Genomic DNA, 17364 nt, shown 5'->3' on the forward strand with positions numbered 1-17364 from the left:
TGTATAATGCTAATACTTGTCATTGCGAACGAAGTGAAGCAATCGCAAAATATCGGCTTATACGCTTTCATTATGCGATTGCGTCGCTCTACTCCGTTCCGCTCGCAATGACAAGTCCTGATTCTTCCAAATATCAAATTAAACATTTGAAGTCAAAGAAATTTTAACTTGTTTATTCAAAGCAGAAGCAATTTTTTGCAACATAGAAAGCGAATGTCCTTCATAATCAGCATCTTCAAGTCGAGCAATCACGGGTTGTTTTGTACCAACTAAATCAGCAAGTTGCTTTTGTGTTAATCCTGCTTGAGTTCTTGCTTCATATATAAGTTGTGCTACTTCCGCATTAATAGAAGCTGTAATCACCATTTCTTGAAGTTCGGGGTCATTACGGTGAATGTTTTCAAGTATTTTCAAAGCGTCGTCAGTTTTCTTCATTTTCTTCTCTATAAGTATGAATATCTGGATTTTCTTCAAACAAGGATTTTCTTGTTATTGCTCGTTCAATATCAATATCTGCTACTGTTGCTTGTTCTTTAACAATCGCATGAGCAAGAATCGCTATATTTTGACCGTGAAAAAAATAAAGAATACGATATTGAACATGAATATGTTTTGCTCTCAACTCATAGATATTATCCCTCAAATAATCCACAGCAGGTCTACGCAATTCGTACCCGAATGATTCAAGTAAATTAATTTTACCAACACAATTAGCTAATCGCTTTCTTATTTTCTTTTGAAAGTCGCGTTAACCATTCTAGAACGGGAACTTCACCATCCTCTTCTTTATAGAAAACAATACGAGTCTCAGGCATTAATTCAAAATTATAACAATATTGATATATTAGCTTAGTCGTGTAACTTACAAAAAACCAATGCAAAACATCAACCAAATCATCGGCACCCACGACATCGTATTTATCACCCTCGACACCCTCCGTTACGACATCGCAACCGAATTAATATCACAAAACCGCACCCCAAATTTAGCTAAAGTATTACCAAATGGTTGGGAAAAACGACATTCACCGGGAAACTTTACCTATGCATCCCATCAAGCATTTTTCGCGGGTTTTCTTCCTACTCCCGTCACTCCAGGAATTCACCCGAGATTGTTCGCTTTGAAATTCGCCGGAAGTACTACAACTACCGAAAAAACCTGTGTTTTAGAAGGTGAAAATATAGTCAAGGGATTAGCGCGAAAAGGTTATCATACCGTTTGTATTGGTGGTGTGGGATTTTTCAACAAACAGAATCCCTTGAGTAACGTGATTCCTTCAATGTTCGCAGAAAGTTACTGGAATCGAGAATTAGGAGTTACCGATCCAAAATCAACCGAGAATCAAATCCTATTAGCTGAGAAAATCCTTAATAAAACTCCTCAAAATCAACGTTTATTCTTATTTATTAATATTTCCGCGCTGCATCAACCCAATTTTTTTTACCTTGAAGGTGCTAAAACAGACACATTGGAAACTCACGCAGCCGCATTAGAATACATTGATCGCCAACTAGGAAAACTCTGGAATGCCTTACAAAAACGTGCTTCTACCTTCTGCATACTCACCTCCGACCACGGAACAACATACGGTGAAGATGGTTACACCGGACATCGAATTAGTCATCCCGTCGTGTGGACTGTTCCTTATGGGGAATTTGTGTTGGAGACTCGCGAGACTTGTTCCCAGGTTACACCTGGGAATGCATAACAAAAGGCTCTGCCTTTTCAATTCTACCGGAGGCAGAGCCTCCTAATAGGCATTACCATGCAGAGCATGGTAACGAGTAAACCTGCGGAAAAACCAATACCAAAACCTCAATCATGATAACCAACAACCATCCGTTACCAACCCATCCCTTATTAAAATCCAAAATCTTCCAATCCTACGTTTATTCCTACCCCCACAAAACCGCATATCGTCCGATTTCCCCCCAAAAACCCCTCACCGACGTATGGAGTCAAGAAGACAAAAACGCTTTATTCCTCTACATTCACATTCCCTTTTGTGAAATGCGCTGCGGTTTCTGTAATTTATTCACCACAGTCACCCACAATCAAGATTTTGTCACTCAATACGTCAATACCCTACAAAAACAAGCCAAACATGTCAAAGCAGCTTTAGGTAAAAGTTCATTTGCAAGATTAGCGATTGGTGGAGGTACACCGACTCAGTTACCGATTCACCATTTAGAAGCCGTGTTGAATGTTGCTGAAGATACCATGAGCGTGGATTTACAACAGATTCCCATATCCGTGGAAATGTCACCGGAAACCGCTACCAAAGATAAATTAGAATTGTTGCGATCGCGAGGTGTAACTCGTGCCAGTATCGGAGTCCAAAGCTTCTTTGAATCGGAGGTTGCAGCAGTTAACCGCCGTCAAACCACCGCCGAAGTAGAAGCCGCACTGACAAGAATGCGAGAAGCGGGTTTTCCCACAATCAACATTGATTTAATATACGGATTACCCGGGCAAACAGTAGAAACCTGGTTGCAATCGATACGCGCTGCATTGCAGTTTGAACCAGAAGAAATATTTTTGTATCCCCTGTACGTGCGTCCCCTCACCGGATTGGGAACCTCAGAAAAAGAATGGGATGACATCCGCTTGAATTGTTACCGTCAAGGAAGGGATTTTCTTTTATCACAAGGATACACCCAAAAATCCATGCGAATGTTCCAAAAAAATTCTACCCCCTCTCCCCACTCTTCCCCCTCTCCCCACTCTTCCCCCTCCCCAATCTACTGCTGCCAACAAGACGGAATGGTAGGTTTAGGATGCGGCGCACGCTCGTATACCGATGATTTGCATTATTCCAACGAATACGCAGTAGGAGGAAAGGGAATCCGCGAGATTTTGCAAGGGTATATTAAAACACCGGAAGATTGCTTTGATTTTGTTAATTACGGTTTTCAGCTAGATGCAGAAGAGAAGGGTAGGAGATACATTTTATTATCTTTACTTTCTCATGAAGGATTGAATTTACATCAATATCAAACGCGATTTAATACAGAATTATTTAGTGATTTCCCGGAATTGTCGGAATTAATTGATTTGAATTTAGTTGTTGATGAAAGCAGAATATTGCGATTAACTCAAACTGGTGTGGAATATTCCGATGCCATTGGGGAATGGTTGTTTTCTGCGAAGGTGCGGGAATTGATGCAGAGATATGAATTGAAATAGATGTTTCAATTATCCACGAAATCGCCCGCAGGCTCGAAGCCTGGGGCTATCGAAACAAAGCCCACCTGCGTGGGCTTGAATGAATTAGTCCACGAAGGTGGACTTTGTAGGTGTAGCCGCACCCTTCGAGGGTGACGGCGATTTAGAACACACAACGAATAATTAAATCAACCATGACAAACAATCAAAACCAACCCAACCAATACGATGCTGTACTCGGAGGAAACGCACCACCACCAATTCACGGCGCAGTTTTAGGAGGTATTGAAGGTGTTAAAAAGCGGTTGGCTAGTTCTGATGTTGACGTGCAAATTGCAGCTTTGAATGATGCTTTGAATTATGGGGATTTAGGTTTGGATTTAGTGATTCAAGCATTAGAAGATAATCGTCGAAAACTAAGAGAGGCTGCTGTATATTTATTGGAAGATAGAAACGAAACTCAAGCTAAGTCAGCGCTAAAAAATTATAAATTCTGGAGTGGATTTGAAAGACTATATGAGTATCCTAACGAATACTCAACTACATTCGCTAATCGAAAAGTAATTGAATTTGACCAGAAAATAGGTATTACAGACACAATTGATACAGCTTATGCTTTGAGAGCTAACTATTATTCGTTTTGGGAAGGGAAAGAAGATATTAGTATTGAAAATAAACTGCAAATATTGCAAGAAGAGCCACAAAAACACTTTGCGGAAAAGGTTGAAGCTTTAGTATTTGGTAATTCAGCTAATCCTGACAAAGTGATTTTTACAGTTTTAGAAAAATTTCCTAATTTGAAAGCCATTTTTATTTACGATATTAAAGATGATGAATGTATGATTTCTGGGATTCCTTTTCTGAGTATAAGCCCTATTTTAGAAGCTTTGCCTTATTTAGAAGTATTAAAAATACGTGGTAGTTCAAGCATAACTAGGGGAGGTGAAACTTGGGTATTCAATCCTTCCATCAAACATAATAATTTAAAAGCGCTAACTATCGAATCTGGCGGAATAAGCCGCGAAGTAATAACTCAATTTTGTCAACTTCAATTGCCTGCACTAGAATATTTAGAATTGTGGTTAGGTGATTATGAATATGGTGGTACTTCTGATATTGGCGATATTATGCCAATCATTTCTGGAAAATACCCAAAGCTTAAATATTTAGGACTGCGTAACAGTCAATATTCAAATAATATCGCTTTTGCACTTGTAGATTCTCCAATTATAGAAAATTTAATAGAACTAGATTTGTCAATGGGAACTTTAACTGATGAAGGTGCAGAAGCTTTATTAAATTGTCGAGCTATTCATCAACTGGATACTCTTGATATTTCTGAAAACTGTTTAAGTGATGAAATGATTGAACGGTTAAATAATTTAGATATTGAAGTTGTTAATATCGGATATCAAAAACATCCTGATGAACGTTATTGTACGGTTGGAGAATAATTTTGATTTTTAAAGTTTACCCGTTTTCTACATCAATCGCCCGCAGGCTGGAAGCCTGGGGCTATCGGAACAAAGCCCACCTGCGTGGGCTTAAATGAATTAGTCCACGAAGGTGGACTTTGTAACTGTAGCCGCACCCTTCGAGGGTGACGGCGATTAAGGAGACATAACAAAACATCAAAAATGCACCTAAAAATCCTCTACCGAGGTTCCCTCATCAGCTGTAACTACGGATGCGAATATTGTCCCTTCGCCAAACGTCAACAATCAGCAGCAGAATTAAATTTAGACAAACAACAGTTACAACGTTTCGTAGATTGGATTATCCAACATCCCCAGCATCAATTTTCGATTTTATTTACTCCTTGGGGTGAAGCTCTCATCCACAAGCACTATCAACAAGCTTTAGCTCAGTTAACCCAAATGTCTCACGTTAATAAAGTCGCTATCCAAACCAATCTTTCCTGTAATTTGGATTGGGTGGAAGATTGCAACAAGGAAAGTTTAGCGTTATGGGCTACTTTTCATCCCGAATGGGTATCCCGTCAAAGTTATGTTTCCCAATGTCTGGAATTGGATAAACGTAAAGTTCGTTTTAGTGCCGGTGTTGTCGGTTTTCCCCAGTACAAAAACGAAATAGCAGCTTTACGTCAGGAATTACCCTCTCACGTTTATCTATGGATTAATGCTGTGAAAAAACAACTTTCTCAATTATCACCAGAAGACAGAAATTTCTTTGAATCCATCGATCCACTTTATCACCTCAACACCCATCATTATCCCAGCCTCGGACGCTCCTGTCGTGCTGGTAAATCCATGATTTCCGTTGACGGTGAAGGTACCATGAGGAGATGTCATTTTATTAAACAGCCCATTGGTAATATTTATCACCAAGATTGGGAGCAAGTATTACAAGAACGTGACTGTAGTAACCAAACCTGTCACTGTCATATCGGTTACGTGCATCTCGATTATTTGGAATTAGATAAAGTCTTTGGTGACAGGATATTGGAGAGGATACCGAACCTCACCCCGCCCTCCGGGCACCCCTCTCCTTATTAAGGAGAGGGGAAAGAGGATAAGACTTAAAGCATTTCTCTCATAATAGGGAGAGGAGAAAAGAATAAGATTTAAGCCTTTCTCCTTAATAAGGAGAGAGGTACTCTACGAGAAAACGCTCCGCGTTCATGGAGAGAGGTCAAAACTATTGCTATAACAGTAAATATCTACCCAGAGGAAAAATCATGGCTGAGTATAGAAGAGTAGAATATCGCATTGGGAAAGACGGTAAAATCACTGAAACAGTCATCGGCGCTTCCGGTGCTGGCTGTACCGAAACCACTTCCGGAATAGAAGACGCTTTAGGTAAAGTTGAATCTCAAGAATTGCTCCCCGAATATTACGAAGGGGAAGAAAACATTACTTCAACGGAAAATCAATCTTTGAAAAATAAAAACGGATAAGGTTAAAGGTTAAAGCTTAAAAGTCAAAAGTAGAAATCGATTGTTAATTGTTCAATGTTAATTGATAATTGTCTACCCCCTCTCCCCCCTCTAATCCAAAATGACAATTGTCTACACATCATTAATATTCATCTTTATCCTAGTCGCAACCGTTGCGTTTCTACGGTTTCTCCTTGCACGTATTTACGCTACAGGAAATCGCAATGACGAATTACTCTTACAATTAATGCGTGAAAATAAAATCCTTAATTGGAATCAGTTGCAACAAAAATCCGGCTTAAGTAATTCTGCCATGTGGAAATTGCGAGACTCTGACGGGACTTCGTTGACTTTGGAACAACTGAAAACAACTGCGAACGCGCTCAATATGCCGCTAGGAAATTTTCTCTATAAATTGGGAATTCTTCCACCACATCCAGAATTAGAAAGTAAACGTCGAGAATGTTTGCAATTACAGCAGCAGATAGAAAAGTTGAATCAAGAAAAAGAAACTTTGCGAAAAGATGGTTTGCGATTGCATTCCGAATTACAACAGCAGCAACTTGAATTAACCCAGGAATTTCGGAAATCAACATTTGAAAAACTGCAAACCCTGCTTGTCAATTATCCCAGCATTCATCAAATGGTAAACGTAAAACCAGAATTACCAGCAAAAAATTTGCTCTCAGGCTTCACTCCCCTCGACAACCTGTTAAAAGAATGGGATTACCAACCCATCGGAAAACCTTGGCAACAAGTTGAATACAATCCCCAAATCCATCAACCAGATACCGGAGATATTCAACAAGGAGAAAAAGTTTACATCCGTTTTATAGGATATCAACATCAAGGTAACATCCTTTCCCCCGCTAAAGTTAGTCGTACACTTCCAGGTGGAAGACAAGGAGACAAGGAAAAATAAATCTCAGCGTTCCTTTGCGTTTCCCTCCGTATTCCTCTGCGTTAAAAAATATAACTCCTAATTCCTAACTCCTCACTCTTCACTGATAACTGTTCACTGCTCACTGCTCACTGATTTATGATTGTCATCGATTTCGGAACCAGCAATACCATTGTTTGTACCACCGACACTATTACTCAACAACCGCGTACACTAAAATTCGACTTTCTTTCACGTCGCTTTAACGAGGTAAGCGTGATTCCTTCGCAAGTATTCGTCAAATCGCCAAATAATTTGATTTTTGGCGAACCTGTACGCTCTCAAAGATTGAGTTTTAGTCAACCACAGCGGTATTTTCAAGCATTTAAACGGGATTTAGCGGCGGATTTTGTTCCCCCTCCCCGCGTTTTGGATGATGTTAATTACAGTGCTGAAGCGATATCGGAACTGTTTTTAAAAGAAATTTGGAGTCACGTAAAACAACAATTGGAACCCAGTCGAGTTATTTTTACCGTTCCCGTGGGTGCTTTTGAACGATATTTGCATTGGTTTAACGGTTTGGGTGAAAAGCTGGATATTCCCCAATTGCAAATCGTTGATGAATCCACAGCAGCAGCTTTGGGTTATGCTGTCAAACGCCCCGGCAGCTTGGTTTTGGTGGTGGATTTCGGTGGTGGAACTTTGGATTTAAGTTTAGTTCGTACCGTCAAAAGTAATTCTCAATCTTCATCTGTACGTGCGGAAGTAATTGCGAAATCTGATGCTTTTGTCGGTGGAATTGATATTGATAATTGGATTGTAGAAGATTATCTGAGAAAAACAAATTCGAGTCGGGAAGAAGTGGGGGAAGTTGGCTATCAGAATTTGTTGGAAATTGCCGAAAGATTGAAAATGAAGCTTTCCACGGATAATGAAGCGAAGGAATCCTGGTTTGACGATGAGAATTTTATGTCTCACGAATTGCAGTTAAACTCGGATGAATTAGCGGATATTTTAGAAAATCGTCAGTTATTAGAGCAACTGCGACAGACATTAGATGAAGTGTTGGCGATCGCCTTGAGTAAAGGAATCGGCAAAGCGGATATAGAAAAGGTTTTATTAGTGGGAGGTAGCTGTCAAATTCAAGCAGTACAGCAATTGATTATTTCTTATTTTGGCAGACAGAAAGTTAAATTAGACAAACCGTTTGAAGCAGTAGCTCACGGTGGTTTGGCTTTAAACGAAATGGTAGAAATCGACGATTATTTGCGTCATAGCTATGCAATTCGGTTGTGGGAACCCCATAGTAAAAAATATTCCTACATGACATTGATTGAAAAGGGAACGAATTATTTAGGGGATAACGATAAAAAAGCCAGAATTGACGAACCATTGATATTACAAGCAGCCATAGAAGGACAAAAAGAGATTCGTTTGGATATTGGTGAAATTGCGGAAATGTCCCAAGCTGAAGTTACTTATGATGCCCAAGGAAGAATGACAAGCAGTCATTTAGTGAAACAGGAAACCTATCGTTCTTTAGATACTCAACATCAACAAGTTTGTATCGCCCATTTAGAGCCACCCGGAGAATTGGGAATCGATAGAGTTTCCGTAAAATTTGGCGTTAACGAGCAGAGGATGTTGGTTGCTACCGTGAAGGATTTATTGACAGGGAAAGCGTTGGTAGTGAGAGAGGCGATCGCTAAATTGAAATGATTTGAATTTTCAATATAAATACTAGAAAATAAATCAAAGTTTGAAAATAAATCACTAAATTATAACCGTGAAAATCCTAGTCCTATTTATAGGACTTTCGCTATTAGCCTGGGGTTTGCAACCCCAGGTGGATGTGAACCCAGTCGAATAATTTGTAATAATTTAAACTTTGTAATTTTATTAAACTGCAGAGACGCGGAGAGCGCTGAGATAAGAGATTTAAGAGAATTTTTTTAATAAAGAGGTAAATATTATGTCGGAGAATCAACCTAGACAATATGATGCAGTGCTTGGTGGTGGGAGTCAAGCGCCGGTTGATGGTGTGGTTTTGGGTGGGATTGAAGGTGTTAAAAGACGTTGGGAAACAGCGAATATTCAACAGAAGATTGTTGCACTTTCAGAAGCATTGAAATATGGGGATGCTGGTTTAGATTTTGTGATTCAAATTTGGCAAAATGAATTAGGACAAATTAGTTATGTTGCTTATTCATTATTACGTCAGAAAGAAGAAGCAAAAGTTAAACAAGTTTTGCAAGAATATAATCCTTGGTTAAAGATAGGATGTGTTCATACTTTGCAAGATATTAACACTAGATGTATCGCTATTCATTCAAATGGAAAAGTATTTTTTGATGGCTCAAACTCGATAAATACTTTTGATTTACATACAGGGGAAGTTGAAGCAACTTCTATGAGTTATGTAAGCTTCGGAAATATTTTGATAAGCCCAATTAAAAAAAATATTATTACTAGGGGTGGTACATCTTGCTTCGATAGTGGAATCAAAATATGGGATTCGCAAACTAACGAGCGTCTATTATTTTTAGATGAAAATTCAGAAAATGTCTTTTCCTTAGCAATAAGTCCAGATGAAAGTAAACTTTTTTGTGGTGTTAATTATCCAGGTACTGGAATTAGTGTCTGGAATCTAGAAACAGCTAAATATATTAAAACACTTCCCGGACATTCTAATCATGCAGTTCAAGCATTAGCAATTACTCCAGATGGAGAAACTATTATTAGTGGTGCGAATGACGGCAATGTTAAGGCTTTGAATGTAGAAACGGGTAAATTAATATTTTCATTAAAAAAACAAAGACATTCTAAAGGTGTTGAGTCAGTAGCTATTAGCCCAGATGGAAGAACAATAGTTAGCGGTAGTAAAGACAAAACAATCAAAGTTTGTAATTTAGAAAATAAAAAAATTATAAATACATTAGAAGGGCATAAAGGTTGGGTTTACTGTGTTGCTATCAGCCCTGACGGAAGCACTATTGTTAGTTGTAGCAGAGACAAAACAATTAGAATATGGGATTTGTATACAGGAGAATGTATACGTATTCTTGAAGGACATACAGATTGGGTTTATTGTATAGCAATTAGTCCCGATGGTAAAACTCTCGTTAGCTGTAGTAGAGATAAAACAGTTAAAATCTGGGGTTAAAAATATTAAAATAATTATCCCAAAAAATCAACTCACCGCAAAACCCGTATACTGTCGCAACTTAGGATGGCGAAACCCTAAAATAATATCTTCTTTCGGAATACCTGCTTCCATTAAATCGGTTGCGACTCCTTCTTCAGTATCATCGAACTGAATCCAAATTTTATTATCAATTAAATCCAAATGAATGGGTGTTGTATGTAAATACTTGTCCCCATTCCAACCAATATCTAATATTTAATAGCGCCCGTTTTCGTCGTCAAATACCACTTGAGAATCATAATTTTCGGGAATCGAAGCACGATATTCACCTTGTGCTGTTAATACCTTTTTGATAATCTCTTGGTATTTTAATTTGGTATCCATTGAGTAATTTCCTCTTTTTCTTCATTAAATATAATGAGTTTAATAATTACTAAATCAAGAATAATCATCTTATCTTTTCTCTTACTTCCCTCTGCTTAACAAGGAGAGGGATTGAGGGTGAGGTTATACATTGAATTATCTATAAAATGTAATACTTCCTTCCACAACTGGGAACACTAACAATAGTGAACTGGTAAAAATACAATGTCAGACAATCAACCTAGAGAATACGATGCGGTGCTTGGTGGTGATAGTCAAGCTCCCGTTGATGGTGTGGTTTTGGGAGGGATTGAAGGTGTTAAACGAAGGTTAAAGAATCCTGATGTTAAAGCAAGAATTGCAGGATTATATCAAGCGTTAAATTATGGTGATGCTGGATTAGATTTAGTAATTAAAGCTTTGCGAAATGAAAAAAATCTAATTAGAGCAACAGCTTATATAATACTGAAACAAAGAAAAGAAGAAATTGCAATCAAAACGTTACAAGGATGTAGTGATTATCATTTTTTTTATTGTATTTCAACTCTTGAAGAGCATGAATCTAGAGTTCATTCAGTTTGCATAACTCCTGATGGACAAACTCTTATTAGCGGTAATCCACACAGGATTATCAGTTGGGAATGGAAAACGAATAAATCTGTGAAGACTATAGTAACTAAGAAAGATATCGCCTTTTATGAAAATGATTTCATCAGATTTATATGTATTAATCCTGCCAGAAAAACTCTTTTTATACGTAGTATATTTGGTATCATTAAAGAATTAAACTGGCAAAACCCAAATTATGACAATATTTCAAATATTAAAAATATGACGCGATATCATGCTCTAATTTTTGATGAAACTGGTAATATTGCATTTATTAATATAAAGAGTAGCATTCAAGTATGGGATTGCTTTAATCAGAAATGTCAAGGTGAGTTAAGAGCAAATTTACAGCCTATTTTTTCTCTAGCTATGAATGGAAAAACTTTATTTGGCGGTAGCGGAGATAATACGATAAAAATCTGGAATTGGCAAAAAGAACAACTAATTAGTACTTTAGAAGGACATTCATATTGGGTTACATCTTTATGCATCTCCCCAGATGGAAAAACATTATTCAGCGGTAGCGGAGATAATACAATTAAAATCTGGAATTGGCAGAAAGCAGAACTAATACGAACTTTAGAAGGACATTCTTTAGGAGTTAACTCCCTTGCAATTAGCCCAGATGGAAAAACTTTAATCAGCGCTAGTAACGACACAACAATCAAAGTTTGGAATTGGAGAACTGGAAAACTTCAAACTACATTAACAGGACATTCAGCAGAAGTAAATTCAATCGTCTTAAGTCCAGATGGTAAATATTTGTTCAGCGGAAGTAGTGATAAAACCGTCAAAGTTTGGGGATTAAAAGAGTAAAAAAATCCATCCGTTATCCAAAACCAACACATTCGTTATTCACCAAAAATCCATCCGTTGCCAAAATCCATCCGTTACCAAAATCCATCCGTTACCAAAATCCATCCGTTATCCAAAACCAACCCATTCGTTACTCACCGAAAAAGCATCCGTTGCCTAACTCCACCTAGCCACAACAACCCTAACCGTACCATCTTCCATAACCTCATCTTCCTCCACCGTAAACCCCTGCTCCTGTGCCGAAGCCATCAAACTATAATAACCGTAACGCTGCATCACTTTACCCAACCATTGTTGATTGTATCTACCGCGATCAAATTCAGATATAATCGCTTGATATTGTCCATCTTCCTGTAATTTAAAACCAATATCATTACTATAAGAGCCAACATATTTACGTCGAATAATCACCTCAGCAGTTTCCGCTCGCACATCACCTTGATAACCATATAAACTTTCTGCCGTTTCGTGAACTTCAATATTTTTAAACCCCACATCAGCCAAAGCTTTAACTAATGCATCTCTATCTTTTATTTGAGTTTTTATAGCTGTGAAATGTGACATATTTTTTATTGATTATTGAATGATTTATTGATTAGTTTGTAGTTGCGCTTTAGCGCTTTACATTTGCAGCGCTAAGAGGATGTTTGAAAAGTATAGTTTTTATCCTAAGTCTCGGATGATCCCCCCTTCCCCCCTTGAAAAGGGGGGTTAAAGTCCCCCTTTTTAAGGGAGATTTAGGGGGATGTAAAGATTTGTGATTTTATTTATAACTTTCCAAGCATCCTCTAAAGCGCAACTACGAACGAACTTAAACCCAACTCCCTACAACAACCCTCACGGTACCATCTGACAAAACTTCCTCTTCCTCTACATTAAAACCCTGCTCCGCAACAGTAGCCATCAGAGTTTTATGAGCATACTTTTGAGTAATTGAATTCACAAATTGCTTTTGATTAATCTTCGCACCCCAAAAGTCAGCTACGATTTCATAATTTTCACCTTGACGACGAAAACCCAAATCGTAACCATTATTTTGCCGAATTACATATTCAGCTTGAGTGCGATTAGCGGAGCTAAACGCCTTCGGCGTAACGCCATGATATCCTCGCACCTGAGTATTGCATTCAACTTGATAGCCTAACTCCTGCAATACCTGATGTAAAATTTCACCGTGCTTAATTTGAACCTTGATACTTGTAAAGTGAGACATGATTAATTTGGTAATTGGTAATTGGGCATTGGGCATGGGGCATTGGAAATAGATATTCCTAACTCCTAACTCCTAACTTTTTCTCCCCCCTCTACCCCCTCTACCCCTTCTCCCCCCTCCCTTGTTAATCTCAATCGACTTCCAAAGGAGAAATCCCTCCGGAGCTATACTGTTTCAATTCTTCTACTAACTGCACATCATTTGATGCACTCCTCGCTCCTGCTTGAGCAGCCCATTGTTTTAATGCATCAATTTGCTCTTTTGCAATAGAAGCCAAAGGTACGGTAACTTCTATAGCTCTAAGAATATCTTCTGTAATAAAGTCCCGGCGATGTCCGTTAAGTTTACTAGAAAATGCATTGTGCATTGCTTCAATTATTACTTGTTCTATCTCCGCACCACTAAAATTTTCTGTTCTACTTGCTAATAAAGTTAAATCAAAATCTCGCACTCGGTTGGGACGTAATTTCTGAATATGAACTTTTAAAATGTCTTGTCTTTCGGCTTCGGTGGGTAAATTCAAGAAGAATATTTCGTCAAATCTTCCTTTCCTTAACAATTCTGCTGGCAATATTTGCACGTTATTCGCGGTTGCAACAATAAATACTGGACTAGTTTTCTCCTGCATCCAAGTTATCAAGCTACCAAATACCCGTCGCGATGTACCGGAATCTCCATCAACACCGCTACTAATATTTCCGAATGCTTTATCTATCTCATCCATCCATAAGACGCATGGTGCCATTGCTTCGGTAAGCTGAATCATTTGACGCACCCGGCTTTCACTTTCCCCGACAATTCCGCCAAATAAACGCCCGGTATCGAGTCTTAATAACGGTAATCGCCATTCGTGAGCAATGGTTTTTGCACTCAAAGATTTACCAGTACCTTGAATTCCTACAAGTAATGCTCCTTTAGGATTGGGAATTCCATACCGTCTCGCTTCTTCGGTGAAAGCATCTTGACGCAACTGCACCCATTGTTTAAGTTGATCTAATCCTCCCACTCTTTTCAAAGATTCGGAAGGTGTGAAAAATTCTAAGATTCCGGTTTGGCGAATAGTTTGTTTTTTCTCTGCTAAAACACCACTAATATCAGATTCATTAACCTGCTGTTTTGCTGCCAAAGCTTTCGCCAAAACTCGCTGAATCCGGCTCCGACTCAATCCTTGACAGGCTTTTACTAATTGCTCTCGCGCCAAACCTGCTAATTTCAGCTTTTCGGGTACCACCAACTGCTCGACTAAATAATTAATTTGCTCTACATCGGGTAAAGGAAAATCAACAACCGTAACTTCCTCTTTTAATTCTTCAGGTATTTCTAAAGTATGGCTGGTAAGAATAATCGACTTGCGACTGCGCTTCAATTCTCTGGCTAAATTTCGCAACTCCCGCACAATCGGCGCACTTTTTTCCGTAGTCAGATTTTTCATATAGGGGTGCAAATCCCGCAACACGAATATTATCGATTTTTGGGTGTCGGTTTTACCAATGCGAGCCAGCGCTGGCATCACAGAGCCTTTATCCGCACCGTTATCGCTCCAACCCCGCACGACATCCCAATACAATACCTGACGCGCTGGTTGCGACAGCGCAGCAACCTTAAATAAAACCTCTTCTAAAGGCTCTTCTTCCACGGCAACCATATATAGTAGAGGATACCGCGCTCGAATCATCAAATCTATTTGCTCGACAAGCTCAAAGTTAGGAATTTCCTTACTTTCTGCTGATTGTTTTTCAGGAAAATTAGTCATCACACCCTTACCCAGACTTGGTGAAAACGCTATCGCAGAACATATGTACTTATTAGTTCAGTTTATTCGGTTTCTAGGAAATTGCCAATAGCTTTCCCAAGCAAATTTTATATTTTCTCGAAAGTTTCACAAAAACACCATAAGCTTTCACTTGCTCTACACCAATGTTTACACTTTTACGTCATTATTCACGTTCATTAAATTATTCTACCCCCTCTCCCCCCTCTCTCCCTCTCCCCCCTCTCTCCCTACTTTCACCCATCATATTTATTGAAAACGAGTGGGTTTGAGTAATTTACCCCCAGCAATTGCCCGTGTTTATATGGATTTCGATTCAATACACAACGATGAAAGTGCTTCTGGTTAAGTAAAGCCACAGCTAGATTCAATGTTCTTTATTATTTCTTCACTAAATAAAAATAAGAATGACACATACTAATCTAGTTGAAATCCACTATGTGCGCTTATATTGTGTATAGACACAAGAACTTCCTCTTATTTGCAACAAATACAATAGCATTTTGGACATTTAGCTATCATTTCAAAGCTTTCAGTTTCATATTGGAGTTATATCAAATATATTTTTTGCTCGCACCAATATGATGATTGATGCAAAGTTTAATCTGTTTTTACCTGAATAATAAAACCAATTTATCAAATCTAAAATAATCAAAACATGAAAACAATCATTGACGAATCACAATTAAAATCCTCTGTTGACGAATCACTATTAAAATCCTCTGTTCCTTCAAGTTTATATACACCAAATTTATCGCTTTTCTACAACATAATTATTGGCACTCCCTTTAATGACTACATCCCTACCACTTTCTTAAACGATTTTGTAGTTGCTTTATCAGGAGACGATAGAATCCTCGGGAGTTTTGGCAACGATATTATTGTGGGAGGCACTGGTAAAGATACTGCTGACTATAGTAATCTAGGTCAGGCTGTTACCCTAGAAGCCGCAGGTGTTGTAAATAAAGGATTTTTTGGCAGAGATCAACTCTACGAAATCGAAACTATTATTGGCGCAAAGGGACAAGCTAACGCTATTGATGGTTCTACTGGGCAGAGTAGGACAACATCATTTAATGTTAACCTCGCAAAGCAAAGTCTGATTGTCAATGGTATCCCAGGGCTGGGTACAGCGAAATTCCAAGTTCAGAATTTTGTGAATGTCATTGGTACCTCACAAGGCGACACAATTTTCGGCGATAACTACAATAATGTTCTTGATGGTAGAGGAGGCAATGATACAGTTTTCGGACTCGGTGGAAACGATACCGTGCGCGGTGGTGCTGGTAATGATGTAATTGGTGGAGGAAATAAAGGCAATATCTTTATTTCTCGATTTAGCGACGGTAACGATATTGTAGAAGGGGGTAGTGGCAACGACTCTTTAATTGGTGGCACTGGCAAGGATGTTTTAGATGGTGGTAGTGGATTTGATACGGCTGACTATACTCATCTAGGTAGAGCAATTACCTTGGAAGCTGCCGGGATTGTCAATAAGGGCTTTGCGGGTACAGACCAAATTCTCAACATAGAAAAGATTGTTGGAGCTAAAGGAAGAGCTAACGCTATTGATGGTTCTACTGGTAAGAGTACGACAACATCATTTAATGTTAACCTTGCCAAGGAAAGTCTAGTTGTTAACGGTATTCCAGGCATTGGTTCGGCAAAATTCCAAGTTCAGAACTTTGTTGATGTTACTGGTACCTCACAAGCTGACAGCATTGTTGGTAACAGCAAAAATAATATCCTTGAAGGTGGAAGAGGAAACGATAACATTTCCGGCTTAGCTGGTAAAGACACTCTAATTGGTGTTGATTCCAAGAGTTTCAATCCAGGCAGATACGAGGTAGATATTCTCACCGGGGGTACTGATGCAGATAAATTTGTCCTAGGAAATGAGAAAAGTGCTTTCTATACCGGAGGCGGTGGATTTTTCGGCTTGAATGACTTCGCTTTCATTACTGATTTTGAAGCGGGTGAAGATAAACTGCAACTGAAAAAATCCGAGAGCTATATCTTTGGAAGAAACTTCATAGCTGTCAGCAACTACTTCAAACCTTATCCTCTTCCATACGAAGCAGCCAGCGATGAATTATTGACTGGTGGAAAGACATCGCTCAATAATGATTTAGATTCTTCTGTAGCAGACAGCGCTGTTAATGACATAATTAAAAACAATGGTATTTCCAGTACATTAAGTCTTGGTGCTGAAACACAAGTTGCACAAAACAGCCTTGAATCATCTCTGTTTATTCCTTTCCCCAGTTTTGATATAGTTGCAGTCGTAGCCGACAACTATAGCTATAGCGATATCCACTTTGTCTAAAATAGATAAGCTCCTTTCAATAAATACATTCAAATCCACAGTTTTCGGGCTGTGGATTTGATGCTTTCTACAAAGAAATCGGCAATGCCCAATTGAAATATGAATTTTAGGACTTACGCAATTGTCACAAGACTTGGATGGTGCGTGACATCACAAGTCTTATTATTACGTTGAAAATT

15 protein-coding genes and 1 pseudogene are annotated in these 17364 nt (G+C 38.6%); 10 read left to right on the plus strand and 6 right to left on the minus strand.

Going from position 1 to position 17364, the window contains the following annotated elements; genetic code table 11:
- Positions 1–138: 138 nt before the first annotated feature.
- The gene (locus tag RIV7116_RS24935; RefSeq protein WP_015121103.1) at positions 139–435 is read right to left on the minus strand and encodes a helix-turn-helix domain-containing protein; all 297 of its coding nucleotides are present in this window, start codon (positions 433–435) and stop codon (positions 139–141) included.
- Complete coding sequence (locus RIV7116_RS37155; RefSeq protein ID WP_232435722.1) at positions 422–667, minus strand: type II toxin-antitoxin system RelE/ParE family toxin; 246 nt, start codon at positions 665–667, stop codon at positions 422–424. Before RIV7116_RS37155 ends, RIV7116_RS24935 begins: the two co-directional genes overlap by 14 nt.
- Positions 668–875: 208 nt before the next feature.
- On the opposite strand from RIV7116_RS37155, the gene RIV7116_RS24945 reads away from it, so the two are divergent.
- The 8 genes from RIV7116_RS24945 (at position 876) to RIV7116_RS34185 (ending at position 10105) form a co-directional block, all read left to right on the plus strand.
- Entirely contained in the window at positions 876–1709 is an 834-nt protein-coding gene (locus RIV7116_RS24945) for an STM4013/SEN3800 family hydrolase (RefSeq protein WP_015121104.1), read from the plus strand.
- A 113-nt stretch (positions 1710–1822) separates the two neighbouring features.
- Positions 1823–3187 carry an STM4012 family radical SAM protein gene (locus RIV7116_RS24950; RefSeq protein WP_015121105.1) on the plus strand — a complete coding sequence of 455 codons (1365 nt, stop codon included), beginning with the start codon at positions 1823–1825 and terminating at the stop codon, positions 3185–3187.
- A gap of 173 nt (positions 3188–3360) precedes the next feature.
- A complete protein-coding gene (locus tag RIV7116_RS24955) occupies positions 3361–4620 on the plus strand; it encodes a hypothetical protein (RefSeq protein ID WP_015121106.1) in 1260 nt (419 codons plus the stop codon).
- Positions 4621–4803: 183 nt separating this feature from the next.
- Positions 4804–5682 (plus strand): STM4011 family radical SAM protein, encoded by an 879-nt coding sequence (locus RIV7116_RS24960; RefSeq protein ID WP_015121107.1) that lies wholly within the window; start codon positions 4804–4806, stop codon positions 5680–5682.
- A gap of 182 nt (positions 5683–5864) precedes the next feature.
- Complete coding sequence (locus RIV7116_RS24965) at positions 5865–6083, plus strand: DUF2997 domain-containing protein (RefSeq protein WP_015121108.1); 219 nt, start codon at positions 5865–5867, stop codon at positions 6081–6083.
- 100 nt (positions 6084–6183) lie between these two features.
- Complete coding sequence (locus tag RIV7116_RS24970; protein ID WP_015121109.1) at positions 6184–6984, plus strand: helix-turn-helix transcriptional regulator; 801 nt, start codon at positions 6184–6186, stop codon at positions 6982–6984.
- Positions 6985–7101: 117 nt separating this feature from the next.
- A complete protein-coding gene (locus tag RIV7116_RS24975; RefSeq protein WP_015121110.1) occupies positions 7102–8661 on the plus strand; it encodes an Hsp70 family protein in 1560 nt (519 codons plus the stop codon).
- Positions 8662–8914: 253 nt separating this feature from the next.
- A complete protein-coding gene (locus tag RIV7116_RS34185) occupies positions 8915–10105 on the plus strand; it encodes a WD40 repeat domain-containing protein (RefSeq protein WP_015121111.1) in 1191 nt (396 codons plus the stop codon).
- Between the two features lie 27 nt (positions 10106–10132).
- Here the strand turns inward: RIV7116_RS34185 and RIV7116_RS37160 are convergent.
- Positions 10133–10471: pseudogene (locus RIV7116_RS37160) on the minus strand (XisI protein).
- A gap of 204 nt (positions 10472–10675) precedes the next feature.
- On the opposite strand from RIV7116_RS37160, the gene RIV7116_RS24990 reads away from it, so the two are divergent.
- On the plus strand, positions 10676–11875 hold the full coding sequence (locus RIV7116_RS24990; protein WP_015121113.1) for a WD40 repeat domain-containing protein: 1200 nt from the start codon (positions 10676–10678) through the stop codon (positions 11873–11875).
- Between the two features lie 156 nt (positions 11876–12031).
- Here the strand turns inward: RIV7116_RS24990 and RIV7116_RS24995 are convergent, their stop codons facing one another.
- The 3 genes from RIV7116_RS24995 to RIV7116_RS25005 form a co-directional block, all read right to left on the minus strand.
- Entirely contained in the window at positions 12032–12439 is a 408-nt protein-coding gene (locus tag RIV7116_RS24995) for a DUF1257 domain-containing protein (RefSeq protein WP_015121114.1), read from the minus strand.
- Positions 12440–12686: 247 nt separating this feature from the next.
- Complete coding sequence (locus RIV7116_RS25000) at positions 12687–13124, minus strand: DUF1257 domain-containing protein (protein WP_015121115.1); 438 nt, start codon at positions 13122–13124, stop codon at positions 12687–12689.
- A gap of 94 nt (positions 13125–13218) precedes the next feature.
- Positions 13219–14841, minus strand: a complete 1623-nt coding sequence (locus RIV7116_RS25005) for an AAA family ATPase (protein ID WP_015121116.1) — start codon at positions 14839–14841, stop codon at positions 13219–13221.
- 676 nt (positions 14842–15517) lie between these two features.
- Between RIV7116_RS25005 and RIV7116_RS37485 the strand changes: the two genes are divergently transcribed.
- Positions 15518–17185, plus strand: coding sequence for a calcium-binding protein (locus tag RIV7116_RS37485; RefSeq protein WP_015121117.1), 1668 nt, complete (start codon positions 15518–15520; stop codon positions 17183–17185).
- The last annotated feature ends 179 nt before the right edge of the window (positions 17186–17364 follow it).

Origin of the sequence: Rivularia sp. PCC 7116 (assembly GCF_000316665.1) — a bacterium.
In the GTDB taxonomy this organism is placed as follows: Bacteria; Cyanobacteriota; Cyanobacteriia; order Cyanobacteriales; family Nostocaceae; genus Rivularia.